General features: G+C 66.5%; 23 protein-coding genes and 1 pseudogene. 8 read left to right on the top strand and 16 right to left on the bottom strand.

From position 1 onward, the window contains the following. The 10 genes and pseudogenes from ACGFYH_RS35740 to ACGFYH_RS35785 form a co-directional block, all read right to left on the bottom strand. Positions 1-205, bottom strand: a pseudogene (locus ACGFYH_RS35740) (hypothetical protein); the annotation flags it as partial. A gap of 91 nt (positions 206-296) precedes the next feature. Then, a complete protein-coding gene (locus ACGFYH_RS35745) occupies positions 297-656 on the bottom strand; it encodes a hypothetical protein (RefSeq protein WP_393807341.1) in 360 nt (119 codons plus the stop codon). Positions 657-1,477: 821 nt separating this feature from the next. Further along, complete coding sequence (locus ACGFYH_RS35750; RefSeq protein ID WP_393807342.1) at positions 1,478-1,759, bottom strand: SsgA family sporulation/cell division regulator; 282 nt, start codon at positions 1,757-1,759, stop codon at positions 1,478-1,480. Continuing rightward, the gene (locus ACGFYH_RS35755; RefSeq protein ID WP_393807343.1) at positions 1,756-1,878 is read right to left on the bottom strand and encodes a hypothetical protein; all 123 of its coding nucleotides are present in this window, start codon (positions 1,876-1,878) and stop codon (positions 1,756-1,758) included. The genes ACGFYH_RS35750 and ACGFYH_RS35755 overlap by 4 nt, the downstream gene beginning before the upstream one ends. Positions 1,879-2,890: 1,012 nt before the next feature. After that, positions 2,891-3,388 carry a hypothetical protein gene (locus ACGFYH_RS35760; RefSeq protein ID WP_393807344.1) on the bottom strand — a complete coding sequence of 166 codons (498 nt, stop codon included), beginning with the start codon at positions 3,386-3,388 and terminating at the stop codon, positions 2,891-2,893. Between the two features lie 432 nt (positions 3,389-3,820). Continuing rightward, positions 3,821-4,135, bottom strand: a complete 315-nt coding sequence (locus ACGFYH_RS35765; protein ID WP_393807345.1) for a hypothetical protein — start codon at positions 4,133-4,135, stop codon at positions 3,821-3,823. Positions 4,136-4,323: 188 nt separating this feature from the next. After that, entirely contained in the window at positions 4,324-5,457 is a 1,134-nt protein-coding gene (locus ACGFYH_RS35770) for a hypothetical protein (protein ID WP_393807346.1), read from the bottom strand. A 743-nt stretch (positions 5,458-6,200) separates the two neighbouring features. Further along, entirely contained in the window at positions 6,201-6,575 is a 375-nt protein-coding gene (locus tag ACGFYH_RS35775; protein WP_393807347.1) for a hypothetical protein, read from the bottom strand. Positions 6,576-6,577: 2 nt separating this feature from the next. Further along, positions 6,578-6,811: a hypothetical protein gene (locus ACGFYH_RS35780; protein ID WP_393807348.1), complete on the bottom strand. Its 234-nt coding sequence runs from the start codon at positions 6,809-6,811 to the stop codon at positions 6,578-6,580. Between the two features lie 278 nt (positions 6,812-7,089). After that, positions 7,090-7,398 (bottom strand): hypothetical protein, encoded by a 309-nt coding sequence (locus ACGFYH_RS35785; RefSeq protein ID WP_393807349.1) that lies wholly within the window; start codon positions 7,396-7,398, stop codon positions 7,090-7,092. A 172-nt stretch (positions 7,399-7,570) separates the two neighbouring features. Between ACGFYH_RS35785 and ACGFYH_RS35790 the strand changes: the two genes are divergently transcribed. Continuing rightward, entirely contained in the window at positions 7,571-7,966 is a 396-nt protein-coding gene (locus ACGFYH_RS35790; RefSeq protein WP_393807350.1) for a hypothetical protein, read from the top strand. Positions 7,967-8,041: 75 nt separating this feature from the next. Here ACGFYH_RS35790 and ACGFYH_RS35795 read toward each other — a convergent pair whose 3' ends face one another. The 6 genes from ACGFYH_RS35795 to ACGFYH_RS35820 form a co-directional block, all read right to left on the bottom strand. Then, on the bottom strand, positions 8,042-8,245 hold the full coding sequence (locus ACGFYH_RS35795) for a hypothetical protein (protein WP_393807351.1): 204 nt from the start codon (positions 8,243-8,245) through the stop codon (positions 8,042-8,044). Between the two features lie 83 nt (positions 8,246-8,328). Beyond that, positions 8,329-9,147, bottom strand: a complete 819-nt coding sequence (locus ACGFYH_RS35800; protein ID WP_393807352.1) for a hypothetical protein — start codon at positions 9,145-9,147, stop codon at positions 8,329-8,331. A 75-nt stretch (positions 9,148-9,222) separates the two neighbouring features. Next, a complete protein-coding gene (locus ACGFYH_RS35805; protein ID WP_393807353.1) occupies positions 9,223-9,525 on the bottom strand; it encodes a hypothetical protein in 303 nt (100 codons plus the stop codon). A 256-nt stretch (positions 9,526-9,781) separates the two neighbouring features. Further along, the gene (locus ACGFYH_RS35810) at positions 9,782-10,078 is read right to left on the bottom strand and encodes a hypothetical protein (RefSeq protein WP_393807354.1); all 297 of its coding nucleotides are present in this window, start codon (positions 10,076-10,078) and stop codon (positions 9,782-9,784) included. A 154-nt stretch (positions 10,079-10,232) separates the two neighbouring features. Continuing rightward, on the bottom strand, positions 10,233-10,361 hold the full coding sequence (locus tag ACGFYH_RS35815; RefSeq protein ID WP_393807355.1) for a hypothetical protein: 129 nt from the start codon (positions 10,359-10,361) through the stop codon (positions 10,233-10,235). Continuing rightward, positions 10,352-10,801 carry a homing endonuclease associated repeat-containing protein gene (locus ACGFYH_RS35820; protein ID WP_393807356.1) on the bottom strand — a complete coding sequence of 150 codons (450 nt, stop codon included), beginning with the start codon at positions 10,799-10,801 and terminating at the stop codon, positions 10,352-10,354. The genes ACGFYH_RS35815 and ACGFYH_RS35820 overlap by 10 nt, the downstream gene beginning before the upstream one ends. Before the next feature lie 755 nt (positions 10,802-11,556). On the opposite strand from ACGFYH_RS35820, the gene ACGFYH_RS35825 reads away from it, so the two are divergent. The 7 genes from ACGFYH_RS35825 (at position 11,557) to ACGFYH_RS35855 (ending at position 19,684) form a co-directional block, all read left to right on the top strand. Continuing rightward, a complete protein-coding gene (locus tag ACGFYH_RS35825; RefSeq protein WP_393807357.1) occupies positions 11,557-12,258 on the top strand; it encodes a hypothetical protein in 702 nt (233 codons plus the stop codon). A gap of 296 nt (positions 12,259-12,554) precedes the next feature. Further along, positions 12,555-12,962, top strand: coding sequence for a hypothetical protein (locus ACGFYH_RS35830; protein WP_393807358.1), 408 nt, complete (start codon positions 12,555-12,557; stop codon positions 12,960-12,962). Further along, positions 12,959-14,131 carry a hypothetical protein gene (locus ACGFYH_RS35835; protein ID WP_393807359.1) on the top strand — a complete coding sequence of 391 codons (1,173 nt, stop codon included), beginning with the start codon at positions 12,959-12,961 and terminating at the stop codon, positions 14,129-14,131. The genes ACGFYH_RS35830 and ACGFYH_RS35835 overlap by 4 nt, the downstream gene beginning before the upstream one ends. Positions 14,132-14,905: 774 nt before the next feature. After that, positions 14,906-17,281, top strand: a complete 2,376-nt coding sequence (locus ACGFYH_RS35840; RefSeq protein WP_393807360.1) for a DNA topoisomerase — start codon at positions 14,906-14,908, stop codon at positions 17,279-17,281. A 179-nt stretch (positions 17,282-17,460) separates the two neighbouring features. Continuing rightward, positions 17,461-18,453, top strand: coding sequence for a hypothetical protein (locus ACGFYH_RS35845; RefSeq protein WP_393807361.1), 993 nt, complete (start codon positions 17,461-17,463; stop codon positions 18,451-18,453). Positions 18,454-18,651: 198 nt separating this feature from the next. Then, complete coding sequence (locus tag ACGFYH_RS35850; protein ID WP_393807362.1) at positions 18,652-19,059, top strand: hypothetical protein; 408 nt, start codon at positions 18,652-18,654, stop codon at positions 19,057-19,059. A 223-nt stretch (positions 19,060-19,282) separates the two neighbouring features. Beyond that, positions 19,283-19,684 carry a hypothetical protein gene (locus ACGFYH_RS35855; RefSeq protein WP_393807363.1) on the top strand — a complete coding sequence of 134 codons (402 nt, stop codon included), beginning with the start codon at positions 19,283-19,285 and terminating at the stop codon, positions 19,682-19,684. Positions 19,685-19,717: the final 33 nt, after the last annotated feature.

Below are 19,717 nucleotides of genomic sequence, written 5' to 3' on the forward strand. Positions count from 1 at the left end.
CAGGCACCGATCGCCTACGAACAGCAGTCAGCTCCCCTGACATTTGCCGCATAACGAAACGAACAGGTGTCCACTCATCGGGGACAAGACCCGTCACGGGCAGGGTGGACAGGTAGTGGTTCAGCGAGCCTTCGGAGGCCTGGGCCAGCCGGGTCCGCTCCTGTTCTTCGGTTTCGACGAAGCCGATGCGGCTGAGGAAACTCATGATGGTCAGTGCTCCTTGGTCAGTGCTAGTGCTGGGGGGCTGCCGGCATGGGTTCGCGGAAGGCGAGCTCGTCGAGCTCGCGGCGCACGCCCTAGATGCGTGCGGCCTCCAGAGTGGCGAGGTTCTGGTGTACGAGGTCGTCCGGCTCCGTCGGCCAGTGGGCGAACATCCCGGTGTCGTCAATGCGGTTCCGGGGATGTCGGACGATGATGCCGATGCTGCCGGGAACTGCGCCGAACTCGTATTCGAGGTATCCGCTGGTCTCAGCGAGGAGCACGTAGGAGCCGACGGCGGGACGGACGCGCTGCTCGGTCTTGCTGCCGTAGTCCTTGGCCCTCGGCTTCCGTCCGATCAGGTCCGGCAGGAGGAAGGCGAGTCTCATCGTCGCGAGGGCGGCAGCGAAGACGATGGGGATGACGGGTAAGCCGTGCATGGTCTGAAGTGCATTCATCGGCGTGGTTTCCTTCGAGACCGCAGTGGAGGGGAGGAGGAAAGGCAGGGCGAAGAAGCCGCTGGTCAGCGAGTCTCGCTGTAGCCGCACTCGGAGCACGTGTGCGTGACCTTCTTGGTCTTCTTGCCGCCGCGGACGCCGTGAGCGTTCGACTCCATGTCGATGGCGCAATTCGGGCAGTTCATGGCTCGGCTCCTGACGTGAGGAGGATGTTCTTCAACGCCAGATCCGGATCAGCTCCGCTGATCCCTTGTGCTCACTGCCTTCACGGGGACGAGTAAGACGAGCCATGAAGAAGAAAAAACACAGCACCCCGGCGCAGCTGCTGCCCGAAGGCAGAGCGCGCCCCGGGGTGCTGGGGAAGCCGGAGCCGCGGAGGATCTCCAGGGGCGCACCGCAGGGATCAGCTGCAGTGCTCAGGAATCGAACCTGTTCCGCGGTCGGTCTGCACGGTGTACCAACTGGCGTACACCGAGGAACAGTCGGCGCACTGCGGATTCGAACCACTCCGTGCAGAAGTCGTGGTGGTGTGTCGTAGATCGCCCTGATCAGCTGCTCTGATCTCGGACGGTCGGGGTTCACTTCTCGCGCATCACGTCACTCGCAGGAACTGATGGGGGTGCCGACGGTGCTGCCTTCGCAGGCGACGGAGCAGGATCTCACGGTGTTCGCACCTACTCCTCACAGACGATGGCGATTCCGCACCCGGGGCAGGGGGAGACGCCGTCGTGGAGCACGTAGTGCCGCAACACCGGGACGTGCCCGGTGGGGAACTGCTCGGGGAAGGGAGATGGCGGGCGCGGGAGTTGAGGGTGCCCCGATCAGCAGGGATCGGCGAGCATGCTGGCCAGCGCGCGGTCCAGGTTCGTGAGGAACCCGGGCGTTTCCGCCTCCCGGCCGTAGGGCACGGCCTTCGCGGTCCGTCGGAGAAAGTCGCCGAGCGCCTGACCAGGCAGGCTCAACTCGGCGGTCCCGTGCGGGGAATCCAGGCGAAGGCGCAATGTGTGCGAAGGCAGATCGGTGGGGTCGATCTGCACATCGCCCATTCCTGCGGGCCCGCTCAGTCCGTCCCTCAGCAGCTCCCGCCCTAGGGTCCACGTCACTGGGGCATGGTCACCGCCCAGGTCGAAGGTGACCTCGGGGTGTCCGGCGAGTAGGACAGGTGGGCCAGGACACACGCGGCTGCCGGGAAGTCGAGGTGCACGTAAAACTGCGTTTCCATTCGGTGCTCCATTGGAATGTTGCCCCAGGCAGGCCGGTGCGTTGCCGCAGAGGTGCTCAGAGCCTCAGGCGCGGCGCTCTGCCGCGCCAAGACAGCCGGGGCAGCGGGCGAGGCGGGTACGCGCAGCCCACCCGGTCTGGGAGGGCGGCGGGGTGGGCCTGCGTGAGGGGGCACGGAAGCGGCGCCAGAACAAGGCCGCGGTGAACCGCGGGGCGTGCCCCGGAAGGTGGCTGCCGGGACGCTACGTCTTCTTGCGGCGGCTGCGGTTACAGGTGGGGGTTACGGGATGCCTCGTCGGCCCAGTCGGCGGCCTCGCGGTCCTCGCGGACCTCGATTCCCGCTGCGAACGCTCCCCATCCACCCATCGCGTTCGCGGCGCTGAGGTAGCCGTGTGCCCACATCGCGACGGCGGTTGTCTCTTCGGGGAAGGTGACTGGTTCGGGTGCGCCGTACCCGGTGAGGAAAAACCTGTGGTGTTCGGCCTCGCTGGGGAACCAGGCGAGGCCGGCGATGACGAACTCAGCCTCGGGGTAGCGTGCGACAACATCCGCGGTGGTCAGTCCGCGGTCGCGGTCGTGCTGTGTCGGCTCGTGTCACATGATGAGGAGGTCCGGGTCGTTGGAGCCGTGGCTACGCCAGGCCTATTCGACTCTGGCGGCCGGAGGGCGGGTTGAGCGTGGCCTCATCGAGTTCTTCCATCGAGGGGGATCCTGGAGGGTGGGCCACCCCTGTTCGGTCGGTGGCGGCCTGGCATGCCCTACTGGGCGGTTTCGACGCAGTCGCAGACGCGGACGGCATTCGCCTCGCGGACATGTTCACCGAGGTGGCACGAAGAGCCGATGTGGTTGAAGATCGCCGCCCACCGACTCACCATCGACGACCTGCTCGACTCCTACCGGCTCCACGCCGACACCTGCCCAGTTGACGTTACGAGGCGGCTCTAATCCTGAGGTAGCCGGCGCCGGCCCCGTACGGATGCGGGGCCGGGCAGGTGCAGGTGGCCCCGGAGCGACTAACGCGGCCCGGGGTTAAAGGGCAGCTGCTCGTCCACGGCGCTGGCGGCGTGCACGACAGCCGGTGCCGCAGCTGCGACTGGGGCGGGAGCATGGGCCTGCAGGTCCTGGTTCTGGGCCTCGGCCTTAGTAACGCGCTCGGCCAGGCGGGCCTGGGTGGTCGCGCGGGACTCCAGGAAGGAGATGTTCTGGATCTCGAGCTTGACCTCGAAGACCTCCACACTGTTCTTGGTGTAGCGGTTCATGCGGGGCTCGTAGCTGAGGGAGACCAGGTCACCCTTGTGCACGTGCGCGAAGGGGCCGATGCCCGGGGTCTGGGCGCGTACGAAAGCCTCGAACGGAAGGGCGTCGGAGATGCGGTTGCCCTGGGCGTCGGTGTAGCTGCGGTCGACGAAGGCGGTGAGCATGACCTTCTTGGAGCCGTCCTTGTTCTCGAAGACTTTCGGGTCGTTCGCCAGGCGGCCGATGACGGAAGCGGTGCTGTTCGGGTTCGACATGGTGGATTCTCCTTGAGTACAGCGCAGCGCCCGGCTCGATGTCATCGTCCGCGCGCAGTTGGACGGGTTGTTGAGATGCCCAGTTGTCTGTCATGCCACCATCCGGATCAGCTTCGCTGATCAGATGATGTTCTCTTTCAGTGCTTCTTCCGAATCAGCTGTGCTGATCGAATGCTTGTCATTCCGAGTCCCGAATCGGCTTTGTCGATCAGACTCGTGTTCTTCGCTGGGTCCGGCCACTCCCCCGACACCTCCGATCAGACCTCTGGCGTGATGCCCGGATGTCCCGCAACTCGGCCTCCAGTTGGTCCGCTCGTGTGGTCCTGCAGGCAAGCCGGTAGGAGTGTTCGAGATCGACGATCTTGCCTCGGTGGACGACTGCCAGGGTGAACAGCAGCAGGACCAGCCCGACGGCAATGAGGATCCCGAGACTCACAGCGTCACCTGCACTTCGTAGGCCGTCGAACCGAAGGGTCCGACGGTGAGTGCGTGCACGGGCTTCACCAGACCCGCCCGCTCCAGGCGAGCCGTCAGGCCCGAGTGCTCGGACCAGTCCTTGATGAACACGTTCCCGCGTTCGGACGTGAGACCGTAGCCCTGCAGGCTGATCGAGATGGGTTCAGGACCCTCGTCGAGTTCGAGTTCCAGCACACGGTTCGCGTCGTCGTGGACGAGCGCTCCGGTCAGCTCGATGCCGCCGAAGTCGACGGTGACGTCGTGCTTCACGGTGGTCGTAGACTCAGCCATGGTGGTCTCGCTCTTCTCGTGATGTGGATGAGGGACGCCCACGGGCGGGATCAGCTGATGCCTCCGCTTTCGCGCAACCGGCCTCATGGATGCCAGTACAGCGGTGGGATGAAGCAATCGCGCCCTTGAGCGAGGGGGATGCAGATGCCTCTGCAGATCTGCTCCCGGATCGACTGCGTCGATCCAGGTCAGTCACCAGCCAGCGCCTGCTCGCGATAGAGCTCGCCGATCCGGGCAACGGCTTCAGATGGAGGCTCATAGACGGGCGGCAACTCGCTGATCATGACGTCGAGTTCCCGAGCGCCCGGCAGTGGCGCGGGCCGCGGCATAGCCTGTCCCTCGGCAGTGTCGAGGTACTGCGAGATCGCACGCTCGATGCACTGGTTACGGGTTAGCACTCTGTTGATGCCGTCGACCGGATCGAGGTCCAGGTCGAGGGTCACTGCCCGGTTGAGTGTCTGGCGCATGCGGTACTCGATGCTGCGGTGCGCGTTCAGATCGATGACGGTGTTCTTGTATCCGTGCAGCACCGCGTCGAAGACGCCCTCGATGCTGTCCGGGAGCTGCCAGCCGGGCAGGTGCTCGAAGGTGCCGTCGGTCTCAGGATCTTCGGCGTCGAGCAGATGGTTCCAGTCGTCGCGCCGATGCGTCCACTCGTCGTCCGAGACCTCCGCCGGCCGGTCAGCCTGGTTCTGGTAGTGGTAGTCGACGAAGATCGGGTGGCCATCGGTTTCGAGGGCCAGGAGCGCGTCGGTGTACGCGCGGTTCCCGGCGAAGGGGTACGCCAGCCGGTGTGTGCCCCACTCGTCGTCGACCTGACCGAAGACGATGCTGAAGCGCAGCGGATCGTGGAATGTCATGCGGTCATCGAGTCCGGCCTGCTCGTCGAGCCAGAGCTTCCGGGCCCGGTAGACGAGGTAGTTGTGCAGGGGGCCGCCCATGTCGCGTTCGCGTACTTCGGCGTCGTCGACGACGCGGGCGACGTTCCTGGCGATGACGGGTACAGCCAGCTCGCGGTAGACCTCGTGCATGCGCTTGGAGATCAGGCGAGTGAGTTCGAAGAGGTCGGGCGCGTGCGCGGTCAGCCGCAGCCCGTCGTACAGCTTGGCGCTCATCGAATTTTCCGTTCTCGGGTCGCCTATATAGCTGTCAAGCAGCTGGAGCGGGGTTGTTTGAGTGATGTGCGTGGCCGGTGTGCTGGTCAGGGCGCGGTGGGCCTCGCGGGCGACGATTCGCTTGAGGCAGCGCATGATGTCCTTCTTCGATAGCCCTTCCTTGGTGCGGCGTTCGACGTAGGCGCGGGTGCGTTCGTCGAAGCGCATCCGGACCAGCACGATGGTGTGCAGCGCGTTGTCGCGGCCCGGTCGCAGTCGCGGTTGAGGCGGTGACGGTGAGTGTGGCCGGACGAGGCCGGGATCCGAGAGACACCGGCGAGGTGCGCGAACGCCCCCTCGGACCGCATGTGTTCGGGTTGGCCCCGGCTGAGCCCAGCAGCTGGCCGGTTGTCTCGGGGCCGACGCCGAACAGCTCCAGCAGCGTGAGGGCCGCCTGCTTATCGGCAGACCGATCTGGGTATCCAGCTCGGCGATCTCGGCATCCAGGGTCTGGTGGCGAGGGGGCCGTCTGTAGCACCCGCACTGCCTCGACCACGCCGTCCCGGCTCTTCGGTGTGCCGGTGGCCCAGCCGGACAGCACGGCCGTCGCGGCGGTGTAAGCGGCGATCGCGTCGGACTTGCCCTTCAACCGCCGCGTCTTGCAGTCCAGACGGTCCAGTCCACGACAGTGGCACCGGCGGCAGCCGGCACCCGGGCGAGCTCGGCCTCGTAGGTGCAAGAGTCCCCCGACCACACGGGCCGGGGGCTACGGAAGCAGGCGGCGTCAGCTCCTCGCTGACCTCGATCAGGTGGGTGCGGATCGCGCCCATCGGGTCCGGCGCGGTACCCGACAGGCGTACCGGCTCGAAGGGCACAGGTGGGATTGGTTCTATGGTGAGGATGTCACCTGTACTGGGTGCCGGCCTTGGCGTTCAGCGCGGTGTGAATGATCGTGCGCAGCCCGATCGGACTCATCGGCCGGCTCCCTTCATGGTGGCACGGTGCGTGGCGAGGGCCTTGGTGTGGCGGTTCAGGTCGGCGACGATGTTCTCGATGCTTTCGCAGACCTGGTCGGTGCCGCCGAATGTGCTCCAGCGCTTCCAGCTCTTGCGCTCGGCCGGCTGGAAGCGGTCGATGGTGTCGAAGGAGAAGACGTCCTTCGGAGCACCGTCGGTCTTCGCTTCGGCGCAGCGGTCGATGATGTAGTAGGCGTGCGAGCCCAGCAGGATGTGCCAGGCGACGATGTGGTGGAAGCCGTGGTTGACGGCCGGGTCCGCGAGGTGCTGCTTGCCGTCGCGCCACTGGATCGAGCCGCCGTAGCGGCTGCGGAAAACGGGAATGTTCATGTTCAGCTCTCCTCGGTGCGGAAGGTGACGCCGGACGGCTCGTGGGTGAGGATCTCGCCGAGGGGGGCGGTGAGGACCTTGTCGGCGAACTCGGTGTCCTCGGTCGGCGTCGGCTCGCGCGAATGGTCGGCGATGACCATCAGTACGGCGGCGTGCGCGTTCTCGCGCTGGGCGCATGGGGGCGGAGGGGTCCGCGAGCCAGCCCTCGATGCTGGAACGCAGGTGGGTGTTCTCATGGGCGCGTAGTACTCCTTCCTGCTGCCCGAGACCGGACAGCTGGCGGAGACGCGAGATCCATGGAGGCCGTTTGTTCTCCTGGACTCGGACGGGGTCGAGATCGAACCCGTGGCCGCCTTCTTCGCGGAGCTGCTGGCTTGTGACAAGTCGGCAGTCACAATCCCGGTCGTACGGAATGGATCTGCTGCGTTGGTGGCGGCCTGTCGACCGCGCCCCCCCCGGTCCTGCGGGTGCAGGGGCCCGGGGCGGCACGGAGTGCGCTCAACTCACGCGGGGTTCAGCGGGCCGTGTCGATCGCGTCGCGCAGGTGGGTACGCGCCCAGGCCAGGAGCGAACGCTGGTCGCCGTCCGGGCTGGTGAGTGCGTCGGTGAGGTGGGTGACGGCGGAGTCTAGGCTGTTGCTGGCGTCCTCGAGGTGGCTGAGGCGGGACGCGGCGAGGACATCGCGGACGTCTTCGACCAGGTCGATGAACCGGGTCGGGGCCAGCGCGCGCGGCGCGTCGCTACCGATGAGGGCGGCGAGGTCTGCGGAGAAGCCGGTGTCGAGCGCGGCGAAGGTGTCGAACTTGGTCAGAACAGCAGCCATCGGGTTCTCCGTAAGTTGTGGGGTGGCCGAGGAGGGCCGGATGTGGGTGGGGGCCGTCGGTAGCGCGGCGTACTCGCGGATCGGGTCCGCTGCCTGCACTTCGAGGTCGGCGCGGTCCTGGGGAGCGTCGTCTCGGACGTTGTTGTCGTTCGGGCCGTGGACGGTACAGACGATGTCCTCGTCGTCGACGCTGTGGGCGGGCTGCCAAGGCGTAGCCGGTGCAAACGCCGTCGTGCGGGTACGGCAGCATCACGTCGAATCCGATGTCGCTCTCGTCGTCGACGTTCTTCCGCAGCGCGAGGGTGAGGTGCATCTGACCGAGGCGGATCTCCGCGCCCCGGTCGCCGCCGGCGACGTCCGAACCGGGCTTCCAGCGCCTCAGCGGCAGGAACTCCGGGCCGAATGTGCGGCGTACGAGCAGCAGGCCACCCAGTCCGTCGCTGCCGTCCGGGCCCAGGCCGGCGTTCCGCGTCTGGGACAGGCATTCCAGGAACGGCAGCAGCCGGTGGAGGCTCTCGGCGTAGACGGCCTCGGGAAATCCCTACCGAACCCAGGGCGGTTCACATGAGCCTTGGGATGCGAACCGATACCCTGCATGCAGAAAGTGCCTTCCACTTGGAAAGACAGAACCTCTCGACAAGGTTCATCGTCCCAGCGCACAAGGTCCGAAGTTGATCTTGTCGGCCTTACGGACCCAATTGCCGTCGCTGCGCTGCTTCTCCAGCCCGATGGCCGCCTGCACCATGCGGCCCTCGCGGATTGCGGCGGCGTCCGTGTCGTCCAGATCCTCCAGCCGGTACCCGCGGGATGTCCCGGGGTGCTGCTCGCCGACCACGATGCGGTACATCGCACCCCTTGAGCTGGGGTGTTGCGACGACCACTAGAACGGAAGATTCGCCGGGCCCGACCTGAACTGCTGCTGCTACTGCCTCACGCGGCGTCGGACGCGCGCGTCTGTTCCTTCCACGCGGCGTACAGCTCGGCGGCCTCGACCGGGACCATCCACGGGAAGGCGTCCGCCCATTCCCGGTACACCTCGCCGTCGGACTTCCCGTAGTAGGAGTCGCTGGCCGCTTCGGTGATCAGCTCCGGGTTCTCGGTCAGCTCGGTGATCGTTTGCCTGCTGTTGCGCTCGTAGAACATGACCTCATGCCCGAGCCGCCCCAGCTCGTCGTCGTTGAAGCACTGCTCACATAGGCGGACACGCTGTCCGCTGACCTTGTGCACGGCCATGACCCGCGCGCCCTTGTAGGTGTGCGCCCCGCACCGCAGGCACTTGTAGGCGGAGTCCCACGACAAGCACCCCGCATGAATCGTCGACCAGTCCCGGATGATCTCGAAGTCGTCGATCGCCGGGGTGACCTCCGTGAGGGGGCACAGCCAGCCGCCGTTGGTGTGATGGTCCAGCTCGACGTACACGGAGTGCGGCTTGGCCGGCCGGCCGCGGTAGATGCCGCCGTTGGCCTTCCGGAACTGGGAGATCTTGCCGTAGTGCAGCTCGGTGTGCCCGGTCTTCGTCATGACCTCGACACGCACCAGGTCGCCGAGCCCGAACGGGCGGCGGTGCTTGTCGACGGCGGCCCGCCAGACCTCGGCGTCAAGCGATGCGCTGTACCCGCCGCCGCTGCGCGCCGTGAAGACGTCCCGCGCGATCCCGGCGATGTTGTAGGCGTTCGGCTCGCGACCCTCCGCCGTCAGCGTCTCCGTGATGGCGTTGCGCACCGCGCCGATGCTTCCGTACCCACTCATACCTCTCCTTCCGAACAGGAATGGACTGCTGCGCGACCGGTGCGGGAGTCGAACCCGCCCCCCATGCCGGGCCGTTCATGCCGCCGACGGCTCCTGGAGCGTCCGGCCCTGGTACATCACCTTCGGCTTGACTCCTCGGTCGTCGAGCAGCCTGGACGCGCAGTCGATCTGCGTCTCGTCGCAGTACTGCTCGCCCGCCGCTCGGAACGCCTCTGCGACCGTCTCGGCCTCAAACGTGTCGCACCACCCGTCCTCGTCAAGCGCGTCGGCCTCCCGCTCGATCTTGTCTTCCGGCCAGTTCACACCGACATGCTCGACGCGCAGGTCACCGCCCCAGTCCCGGCGCCCCAGCAATGTGTACTCGTACGTCTTCGTCATCCCGTGCCCATCCCGTCTTCCATCCCCTCGTGCTCCTCGACCCCGTCGAACATGGGGGCCCCAACGCTCGAAGAACGCATCCCAGACCATGCGCAGGGCTCGCTCTTAGTCGTCGCACAGCAGCTCCCACACCCACCAGTCGTCCGGGTGCTCGGCCTCCTGCTGCACTGCCTTTTCCGCGAGCGCTTCCTCGTCGCCGTCCGTGATCTGGTCGTAGTCGGTGACGTGGAGTGGTCGCGGCCGATGAGAGCGATGCTCATGCAGAGCTGTCCCTCTTGCCGACGTAGCACGCCCTCTGCTCCGTCACCCCGTTGACCACCCGGTACACGTACGCCGAGTCCGTCCCGTTCGTGGACTTGTCCGCGTTTCGCTCCGCCTCTTCCTGATCCCCGATGACCATGGATCCGGCGAACCCTCCCGGGTTCGACCCGTGCATGTGGTGGGCGCGCGGCGCGAAGTACCGCACCTCGAACTGCTCCACCTCGACGCCCGGCGTCGGCTTGAACGCCTTCTCCGCTTCGGCATGTGCGTGCCGCGCGAGATGATCACACACTGTTGAATCCCGTCCTTCGTGGGGCGGCCGGCGTGCTTCCAGTCGGTCTCGAACAGCGACTCCCAGTCCTCCGCCTGTTGCCCCTTCCGCCATCGCAGCGCCTTCGCACCGCACAACGTGCACTCGCCTGGCTCCATAGCGATCTTGTTGAGCATCAGAGTTCCCCCACCGTGTAGCGGCCCGCGAAGACCTGGATTCCGTCGATGGTCGGGAACGGAGTCTCGACCGGCTCCCCGTGCCAGAAGTACGTGGTCACGCAGATGCCGATGGACTTCAGTTGCAAGCCAGCTCGGTGGCTCGTGACCAACTGCCCATCCGAAAGCGGATGGTGGTGGCCGGCGGAACATCAGGCTTCGGATTCGCCGGATCCGTGCGCCAGGCCTCGTAGGACGCCAGCGTCGTGGATCCCGTCACCAGCAAACATCGGCGGATCGCGGCGATGAGCTGCTCTTGGGTCCACTTCGTCGTCGCGTCCTGCAGCTGTTCGGGCTGTGCGACCGCGTCGAGGCCCGCGAGCTCCAGCGCGTGGTTCCAGCTGCCGAAGCGGCGCTCGTAGAGCGGAGACGACGGGTCGGCCCCCCTGCGGCGCTGCTCGAACGTGCGACGTCCGAGGGTGCTCTCCCCCTGCGCCAGGCGGATGAGCACGCGCAGGAGCTGCCGGTCGGTGTAGACGACCGGACCGGGCTTCATCGGCGCGGGTGCGTGCGCAGCATGCATGGTCATGGCCGGTGCTCTCCTTCTGGAACCAGGCGCGCGTCAGAGCGCGTGCACCTGCACGAGCTGCTGGTCATGGGTGGTGGACGTGAACACCGCGTTGAAGGCCCGAGGGAACTGGCCGCAACAGGTCGAGGCGTCCATCTCGACGGCGAGGTACGGCCGTTCCTTGAGCCAGGCGGCGGCCTGCTCGTCGTTGTAGACCGGGTTCTCGCCCTCGAAAGCGATCGATACCAGGTCTTCTGGTCATCGCTGACATGCAACGTGAGCGTCAGCAGATCGACGTCGGTGGTGGCCCGAGCAGAAGCAAGAGCAGTCATGGCGAGCAGCCCGTCGTAGGAGGAGATGAGAAGCCCACGAACGGCCGCCCGACAGGGGGCCACCTGTAGCCGACACGCGCACGACGTGTCGCAGAGACCTCCCGGATCAACTCCGTTGATCCCCAAGGCCAAACAGACCCGCAGGCATCCTGCGCGCCCGGGCTCCGCTCGGCGCGCCCTCTGCACTCCCTTACCTCGCGGCATCCCGACTAACCGCAGACTGCCACTCGATAAGCATTCGAATAAGATACCCTCGAAGGCCAGTCGATTCAATCGGACTGGTCGCCGACAGAAGAGGCGAGGTGAGAAGCGATGAAGACCTGGAGGACGAGGAAGGCTACGCCCGCGACCGCAGTACTCACTGTGGCCGCGGGCGTTCTGCTCGCCGGATGCTCCAGTGGCGACGGCAGCACAACCCAGGCGCCGTCTGCGCCGAGTCCGACCGTGAGCACCGTCAAGGTCGCCGACAAGGCCCTCGGCGAGGCGCTGGACAAGCTCGCCTTCCAGGGCACCGGGATCTCCAGAAAGGACGGCGGAGCTTGCCTAGCCAGCGCAGCGCGGAAGGCGGGAATGCCGGAGGAGGCACTGGTCTACATCGTCAAGGCCGACAGCGACGACGCGGACGCAGTCATCGACGGACTAAACAAGGTGAGCGAGGACGACGCTGCGCTCCTGGCCTCGCGGTCGCTGCGCGAGGACATCGACGCGTGCATCGACAAGGCCGTACTTCCGAACGGCAGCAGCGCCGAGACTCAGAGCTACATGCCGCCGAAGGCAGCCGCAAAAACTGTAGTTGGTAAGCCGAACCTGAAGCCGGTTTACCCGGTCCGCGCGGATCAGCCGGTCAACTCGTCCATCGAGCTCACCGAGGGCCTGGTCTCAATGTTCTCCTCCTACGCCCGGGATGAGGGCCAGAAGAAGACCTACGCGGCGGCCGGCCAGTGCCTGTCGACTCTGGTCTACAACGCGGGCTTCAGCCAGGAGGCGCTGCACTTTTTCGCCGGCGGCGCACCCCTCGGCACCGGGTCGGTCGTCGAACACCTGCCGAACGACAAGGACAGGGCGATCTGGCGGTCGCCGAGGTTCGCCCAGGGGCTCGTCGACTGCACAACGAACGCGACGCCGGCTCCCGCGCCCGGCTCCTGAGCGGGATCCATCAGACAGACGGAGAGCCCGGTGCGATATGTCGCGCGCCGGGCCACTCTCTCTTCTCTCCGTACCGCGAAGGTGGGCACGGCCCGCAGCAGGTGACCCCGCCCGAGGGGAGAGGAATCGAGCAGGGACACCCGCTGCGGTGATGCGCCGCCAGAGGGGGATTGACTGGGCGCGGCTGCGACCCTACTGATATTCGAGCCCAAACAAAATGACTGCAGGTGGCTTATTCAATAGCATTGATAAGATGCCCTCATAGATCAGCCAAACAATGCGAGGAGTGGTCGCGCATGGCCGGCACACAGGAGCGGGAGAAGACAGCCCAGCCTGCGCGCGACCCGAAGAAGAAGCCCCCGGGTGCGCAGAGCAACAGCAGCAGCGGCCGTCAGGGCATGTTCGTCCGGCTGGACCCGGACGACAAGCAGCGCGCGGCGTACTGGGCTGACAAGCGCGGGTTCTCCTCGGTGAACGAGTACGTGGCCGAGGCGGTGGTCGAGAAGATCCGACGCGAGAACCTCGACTACGACCTGCCAGCCCTGGAGATCGCGCGACTCAACGAGCTTGTCGACCAGGTCGCGGCACTGGCGAAGAACTCGGCGAACCTCGAACGCGTCGTCACCACAGGCTTCGACTCCCTCATCGGGCTCACCCGCGGCGACAACTACCTCCTGGATGACGAGGACGGCGAGCTCGGATGAGCCGGGACTTCGCAGAGATGCTGGAAGCGACCACACCCACTGCCGAAGTGATGGAGGTGGACACGTCCTTCCTCGACGTCTACCGGCGCGGCGGGAGCGAGGAGCTCAAGCGCGTCCAGGCCCAGGCGGCACACCCTGAGTCTGAGGTGGCAACGCCCGAGCCGGAGGCGCAGCTTGACGAGGCCGGCGACGTCGACTCTCAACCCGAGGTTGAAAGTCTGCAGGTTGATCCCGGCGTGGACGCCGAAGAGGATCGCCTGGACTTGGAGCCGGACTACGAGCCCGGCGCCGGCGACTCCGAGCGGGCCGGCGGATCCAACCATCGTGGTGGTGGTGACGGCGGTGGACAGGGAGGAACTGCCGGGATGCTCCCGGGCGGTACGCCGGCAGGCCCTATGACTGATGTTGTTCCGACTCCCGGAGCACAGCCAGACGTCGAGGACGCTGCCGCAGCGGTGGTCACTTCTCACGACGTCGTCGCCACACCGGATGAACCCGAGCATGTAACGCCCGGCTCGCTTCAGCTCACCGACCATCAGGACGCCGTGCAGAGCGCGGCAACGAAGGGCGGATCGGGCAGCACAGCCAAGACCGCCACGCTCCCCCAGTCGGGCTTCCGGCTCACCGGCGTGCAGAGCCAGCCGCACATCAAGGCGCTGCCCGAGAGCATCATGAACGCGCTGCGGGAGCAGCTGCGAGCAGCCGCAGTCCGTGAGCTGGACGTGAGCGACAGCACTGCTCGGGAGTTCAGCCAGCGGCTGAGCCAGGGCACGCTGGTGACGGCGTTCCTGCTGGCGCAGCTCGACCTGCACCTTGATGCCGATCCTGCCACCGAGCGCGCCGTCGAGTTGTTCCGCTCCCGCGACCCGCTGCTGGGCAGCGTGGTGGCACGCCTGGCGAACATCGAGGCCGCTGAACGCGAGCGGGACGGGTTGCTGCGCAAGCTGCGCGACGAGCTGGGCGAGGTGCGCCAGACCAGCGCGGTAGTCGAGCAGGCGCTGGCCTACTCCATCGCCGACCGCACGGAGAACTTCCTGCGGGGCTCGCACAACCTCCACGACGCGCCGATCACCCACAAGGAGGCGATCCACTTCCGGGACATGGCCCGGGAGGCGACCAGGAAGCAGCTGAAGCTTGAACGCGAGCGGGAAGGACGGCCGATTCGATGACCACGACGAGCAAGGAGAAGCTCTTCCCCGCCGGCAGCGCTGCAAGACGTGCGGCAAGGGTCTGGGCCTCCGCGCCCAGGACCCGGTGTACCTCGGCTTGTACTGCACTCCGCGGAGTGCGGGTATGGCCGCGCCGGCTCGCGGCCCGAGGACGCGCCGCGCGGATGCCGGACGCAGCGCGAAGGCGGCACGTGGGTCTTCAAGCGCCGCTACCGGAGCGAGCAGGAGATCCCCGCGAAGCTCCGGGAAGATGCGTCGACGAGCTGGTACTGGTGCGAAGAGAGCTGTGGCGCGACCCATGTCGGCCACACGCGCATGGGCGAGCGGGAGAAGTTCCGGATGTTCGAGGACCTGACCTCGGACCTGCCGGAACTGCTGATCAAGCTCAGGGGTCAGGCCACGCGCAAGCAAGTCGCCGAGATGGCCGGTGTGCGGCCCGTCCGACTGAAGGAGCTGGAGGAAGGTCTGAAGCACCCTGTGAGGGACTCGAGACGCTCGGCAAGGTGCTGCGGGTGTACCGCGTCCGGCTCGGCGTGGCGTTGCCGACTGGGCGGTGACAGCGCTCGACAGATGACGACCCCGAGAAGCACAGCTTCTCGGGGTCGTCTCTTTTTTGACGAGCGGCGATTGCTCGAACAGCGTGCCGGCGCCGGCTTTCCTTACATGACCCTCGCGCCATTCAAGAACCTTTCATATCCCTTTCATCTCTCATTCAAACACCCTTTTCGAGTAGGCTTGTACTCGTTCCCAAGTCACCGACGAGAAGGAGTCGACATGGTTGCGATCGTGGTCGCAGAGAAGCCGAGCGCAGCGAGGAACATGGCCAGCGCCCTCGGCGGGACGAAGGGCAGCTACAAGGGCACGGCCTACGAGGTGGCGAGCCTGAGGGGTCATCTCTACGAGTTCGCCCAGCCACACACGATGGTGGACTCCTCGATCGCGGACGCCTATCAGACGTGGGACCTGGGCAATCTGCCGTGGAACCCGCAGGATCTTTCGTGGAAGCGCGAGCCGCAGAAGAACGTCGCGGACATCATCAAGACTCTGCGTTCTGCGCTCAGCCGCGGCGACGAAATCGTCATCGCCACGGACCTGGATCCGTCCGGCGAGGGCGATTTGCTCTTCTGGGAGGCGATCGATGAACTCGGCTTCCACGGCAAGCGGTTCAGCCGCATGGAGTTCACCGACGAGTCGAAGGCCTCGATCCAGAAGGCATTCGAACAGCGCCGGCCGGTGAAGTCCATGCAGGACGAAGGCGACTACCGCAAGGCGATGTACCGCTCGCAGTGGGACTTCCTCTCGATGCAGTTCACCCGTATCGCCACGGCGATGGGCCGCCAGTCCGGTCAGGACCTCATGCTGCGCCAGGGCCGGCTGAAGTCGGCGATGGTCTCTCTCGTCGGCGACCAGCAGAAGTCTTATGACGCGTACGTCAAGAAGCCGTTCTTCCAGAACCGCTTCCGCGACGAGAACGACGTCATGTACACGAACCCAGATGAGCCGCGGTTCGACCAGAAGGGCCAGGTGCCGCAGCAGTACGGCTCCTCGCCTGTCGTCCTGGACAGCAAGGCGGGCAAGAAGACCGCGCCGCCGAAGCTGCTCGACCTGGCGTCCCTGTCCTCGATGCTCGTCGGCAAGGGTGTGAAGGCGAACCTGACGCTCTCGACCTACCAGAAGATGTACGAGGACCAGGTCGTCTCGTACCCGCGCACGGAGGACAAGACGATCACGCCCGAGCAGTTCAAGGACCTCGCCCCGCTGGTCGGCAAGATCGCCGCCGTGGTCGGCGTCGACGCTGCGCTTCTGACGCACCGCCGGCCCCGGTCCACACACGTGAAGCCTCAGGGCGCGCACGGCGCGAATCGTCCGGGACCGAAGGTGCCCTCCTCGTTGGACGAGGTCGAGCACAAGTACGGCGAGGCCGGACGGTTCATCTACGAGATGCTCGCGAAGAACTACCTGGCCATGCTCGCCGAGGACTACCTCTACGAGCAGCAGAAGGGCCACGTGGAGAAATGCCCGGACTTCGTCGGCATCGCCAACGTGCCCAAGAGCCCCGGCTGGCGGGCCGTGTTCGATCCGGACGCCGGCGACGACACGGCCGAAGGCGACGCGAACGAGTCCAGCAAGGGCCTGGGCCAGATCGCGGAGCCGTTCATCTTCGAGGGCGCGAACAAGCGCTCCGAGCATCCGACGATGAAGTGGCTGATGAAGCAGCTGGAGAAGCGCGACGTGGGCACGGGCGCGACCCGCACCTCGACGTATTCCGAGGTCACCAATGGCAAGGCGAAGTACCCGCTGCTGACGGAGAAGGGCCGGAAGCTCAGGCTGGCGCAGGCCGGCGAGATGAGCTGGCGGCTCCTGCCGGGCACGCGCATCGGCGACCTCGGACTCACCGAGAAGGTCTACGCCGACATGCGCGACATCGCCGCCGGGTCGGCGACAGCCGAGGAGCGCCTGGCCGTCGTCGCCGACTGGGTGCGCGAGGACATCGTCACGATGACGAAGAACGCCGCGTCCATGCGCGCCGAGCTGGGCCTGAAGAAGCAGGTGGTCGCTGCGCGCGCTGAGGGTGTATGGCAGGCCGCTCCGGGCGGGCCGAAGAAGGTCGCCTTCAAGAAGATCTGGTCGGGCCACGAGTTTAGCGACGACGAGGTGGCGAAGCTGCTCGTGGGCGAGACGATCTCGTTCGAGGCGAGGTCGAAGGCGGACAAGCCCTTCACGGCCACCGGTGCGCTCGGCGTCGGCGACTTCAAGGGCCGCAAGTTCGTCGGGTTCCAGCTGGAGGGACTGGACAAGCCGACGAAGTGGTCTGGTCGGCCGTTCACGCCGGCGGAGGTCACGGCGCTCCTCGCGGGCCAGGCGCTGGAGATCGACGACTTCGTCAGCGCGAGGACCGGTAAGACCTTCGGCTGCAAGGTCAGCTGGGACGCGAAGGCCAAGAAGATCGTCTCCGACTTCGGCTCTGGCGACGAGCCGCCGCGGTCCTGGTGCCAGGTGACCTTCACCGATGCGCAGCGCAAAGATCTGGCAGCCGGCAAGACCATCCAGGGCACGGGATTCGTCTCGTCGAAGGGCAAGACCTTTGACGCGAAGGTCGCCTGGAAGGAAGAGGGCGGCAAGAAGAAGATAGTGCCGTCCTTCGGCTGATACCTGGACAGGCTCTGACGAGCAGCAGCGGGTCCCGGACCTCGGGGCCCGCTGTTGCCTTTTCACGACGGCGACAACAGAAGGATGTAATGAGGACGACGAACGACATCGTGCGGCTGAGCGATCGGGTGCGTGTGGGGCAAGTCCGTTACCACACTTAGGGTCGCTAGAGTCCTGGAGTGACGAACGCCCTGCTGCACCGCCACTCGACCGACTGCGGGCCAGAGCGCCTGACCCCGTGCGAGGATGCCCACGACGCCTACCGGCAGCTCGCCGCCTGGACCACTGAGGGCTCCCCGTACAAGCTGGCTTCCGGCTCGTTCTCCGCCGAGGCCCGCCGCCACTACCGCGCCTACACCACCGCCTGGCTCAACTGGTGCGACCTCGGCGGCGGGCTCGACCCTTACCTTTGCGTGCGGGCCAACATCGGAGTGTGGATCTCCGACGAGCACGAGAGCGCCCCCCTCGCCACCCGGGCCGCGATGGTCAGCGCCGTCACCAGCTTCTACCAGCACCTGCTCGCCCTGGGCATCGCCGACGGGGTCGACGCCGGACTCACCCGGGCCCGCCTCGCCGGGGCCCCCGTGCCCGCCGACCCCAAGCGCACCGGACTACGGGGCGACGGCCCCCGGTACATGATGCAGGCCGCCGAACGGCTCACCGGCCGCGACGCACTGCGCGACCGGGCCCTGATCTACCTGCTGCTCAACGGTTACTTCGAATGCGAGAAGCTGCGCCCCGGCATGATTCTCACCCTCGACCTGGAGGACCGCGTCAACGAGGGGTTCCGCACCACCTGGAAGGTGCGGCCCAAGAACGCCGAGGACACTGCTCTGACCACCGTCACTGTCAACCGGGACGCCGTCCGCGCGCTAGACGCCTACGCCGGGCGCACCGTCGCTGGGACGTACGAGCCCGATCCCGCAATCGGCCGCGTCACCAGCCCCGCTCGGGGCACCTACCCCTCCCGGGGCGCGCTACTGACCGGGGCGTCCAACCGGGCCCGGGGCGCTCGCCTGGCCCGCTCCGACACGATCAACCGGATCGTGCGCGCCGTGGTGGCCTCCCACGAGGAGCTGGCCCCCTACGCGGGCGTGCTGAGCGCCGACTTCATCGCCGCGACCCCACCGCCGGGCAAGCACCCCAAGGACGGCGAGGAAGACGACGGGTAGAGGGGCGGGGTCAGCCGAGACCGAGGGCGTCGGCGGTGCGCTGCGTGTCGAAGTCGTTGCCGGTAAGGGTTTTCACGGCGGCCTCGCGCGGTCCTCTGGATGGGATCGCATCCGGCGCTCCTCCCCCGCTCCGGTCTCGTGCGCGCCGGCCAGCACCCCGTCTGCTGCCTGACAGGGGCCGCGAGTATCGACCGATGCATGCGGGTGCCGGGCCGGACGTGGTGCGAGGCGGAGCTGCCCACCGACGAACAGGCGGTAGGCCCCCTGAACGCCGGAATGAACCCCGACGTGGTGCTGGCCCACGAGGCGCTGGCGGTCCCCGGGCTGCAGCAACGGCTCGGCGACGGCCGTGGCTGGCACCCCGACGACTTGGCGTACGCGCGCGAGGCGCAGCGGGTGCACATCGAGCGGGTGCTCTCGGTGCTCGATCCGGCCAAGGAGACGGTGTGTTGCCGGGCACCACCGCTTCCGGCACTCGGAGCAGCAGTGCTCGATGGGATGCCGGTCCGTCAGGAGATCCTCGACCGGGACGGCTCAGCCGATGCGCTGGCCGTGCTCGACCTGGGCGACGACGCTTCGCGCTTCGAGGCGGTAGCGATGGGCTGAGCGCCTCCGCTTCCGCGGCGCGACTGATCTGTCAGCCGCTCAGACGACATCCGATGACTCGAACTCGCTAGTACGAATCATCAGACACCGCCATTCAAGCCCCTCTCGCTATCGGCCCTAATGGCCTATCTAAGATAGGATGCCACCTACACACCTCATACATGAGAGCTTTCCGATAGGCCTAGCAATGACCATTGTGATCGCAGGGGGAGATGAGAGATTCATGGCGAAACTGTCTTACAAGGTGCCGAGTTCGCTGAACAGGAGTTTCCTCGACCACGAGATCACACTGAGCAAGGGAGGTTGGGCGGCCAAACCCTCCCCGATCAAGCAGCTGCTCTTCTTCGGAGGCGGCACCCTCGCCCTGCTGTGGTTCAGCACGTCGACGTTCGTGGCGAGCTCGGGACCGGTGGCCATCACGTTCTTCGTCCTCTGGGGACTGGCAGCGATCGCCTACTTCGGCGGGCTCGTGAAGACGAAGGAGCTGCGCATCATGCGCGTGCCGGCCTTGCTGGCGTATCTGCCCCGGAAAGCCCGCCACGTCTTCACCCGTCGTAGCTCGAACCCGGGACCTGTCCCCGAGTGGTGGACACCTCTGAGCCCGGCCCCGGCAGGGGCCGGGTAGGAGGGATCTCTTATGGTGATGAAGGTCTACTCG

This window comes from Streptomyces sp. NPDC048392 (genome assembly GCF_043200575.1).
Lineage (GTDB): Bacteria > Actinomycetota > Actinomycetes > Streptomycetales > Streptomycetaceae > Streptomyces.

Bases quoted from the DNA above. Each gene is read 5' to 3' on its own strand.
- ACGFYH_RS35820 (WP_393807356.1), bottom strand. From the start codon at position 10,801: ATGACCATGCATGCTGCGCACGCACCCGCGCCGATGAAGCCCGGTCCG.
- ACGFYH_RS35840 (WP_393807360.1), top strand. From the start codon at position 14,906: ATGGTTGCGATCGTGGTCGCAGAGAAGCCGAGCGCAGCGAGGAACATG.
- ACGFYH_RS35795 (WP_393807351.1), bottom strand. From the start codon at position 8,245: ATGTACCGCATCGTGGTCGGCGAGCAGCACCCCGGGACATCCCGCGGG.
- ACGFYH_RS35760 (WP_393807344.1), bottom strand. From the start codon at position 3,388: ATGTCGAACCCGAACAGCACCGCTTCCGTCATCGGCCGCCTGGCGAAC.
- ACGFYH_RS35790 (WP_393807350.1), top strand. From the start codon at position 7,571: ATGTCCTCGTCGTCGACGCTGTGGGCGGGCTGCCAAGGCGTAGCCGGT.
- ACGFYH_RS35745 (WP_393807341.1), bottom strand. From the start codon at position 656: ATGAATGCACTTCAGACCATGCACGGCTTACCCGTCATCCCCATCGTC.
- ACGFYH_RS35855 (WP_393807363.1), top strand. From the start codon at position 19,283: ATGGCGAAACTGTCTTACAAGGTGCCGAGTTCGCTGAACAGGAGTTTC.
- ACGFYH_RS35835 (WP_393807359.1), top strand. From the start codon at position 12,959: ATGAGCCGGGACTTCGCAGAGATGCTGGAAGCGACCACACCCACTGCC.
- ACGFYH_RS35780 (WP_393807348.1), bottom strand. From the start codon at position 6,811: ATGAGAACACCCACCTGCGTTCCAGCATCGAGGGCTGGCTCGCGGACC.
- ACGFYH_RS35785 (WP_393807349.1), bottom strand. From the start codon at position 7,398: ATGGCTGCTGTTCTGACCAAGTTCGACACCTTCGCCGCGCTCGACACC.
- ACGFYH_RS35800 (WP_393807352.1), bottom strand. From the start codon at position 9,147: ATGAGTGGGTACGGAAGCATCGGCGCGGTGCGCAACGCCATCACGGAG.
- ACGFYH_RS35805 (WP_393807353.1), bottom strand. From the start codon at position 9,525: ATGACGAAGACGTACGAGTACACATTGCTGGGGCGCCGGGACTGGGGC.
- ACGFYH_RS35775 (WP_393807347.1), bottom strand. From the start codon at position 6,575: ATGAACATTCCCGTTTTCCGCAGCCGCTACGGCGGCTCGATCCAGTGG.
- ACGFYH_RS35755 (WP_393807343.1), bottom strand. From the start codon at position 1,878: ATGGAAACGCAGTTTTACGTGCACCTCGACTTCCCGGCAGCCGCGTGT.
- ACGFYH_RS35850 (WP_393807362.1), top strand. From the start codon at position 18,652: ATGCGGGTGCCGGGCCGGACGTGGTGCGAGGCGGAGCTGCCCACCGAC.
- ACGFYH_RS35765 (WP_393807345.1), bottom strand. From the start codon at position 4,135: ATGGCTGAGTCTACGACCACCGTGAAGCACGACGTCACCGTCGACTTC.
- ACGFYH_RS35830 (WP_393807358.1), top strand. From the start codon at position 12,555: ATGGCCGGCACACAGGAGCGGGAGAAGACAGCCCAGCCTGCGCGCGAC.
- ACGFYH_RS35770 (WP_393807346.1), bottom strand. From the start codon at position 5,457: ATGCGCTTCGACGAACGCACCCGCGCCTACGTCGAACGCCGCACCAAG.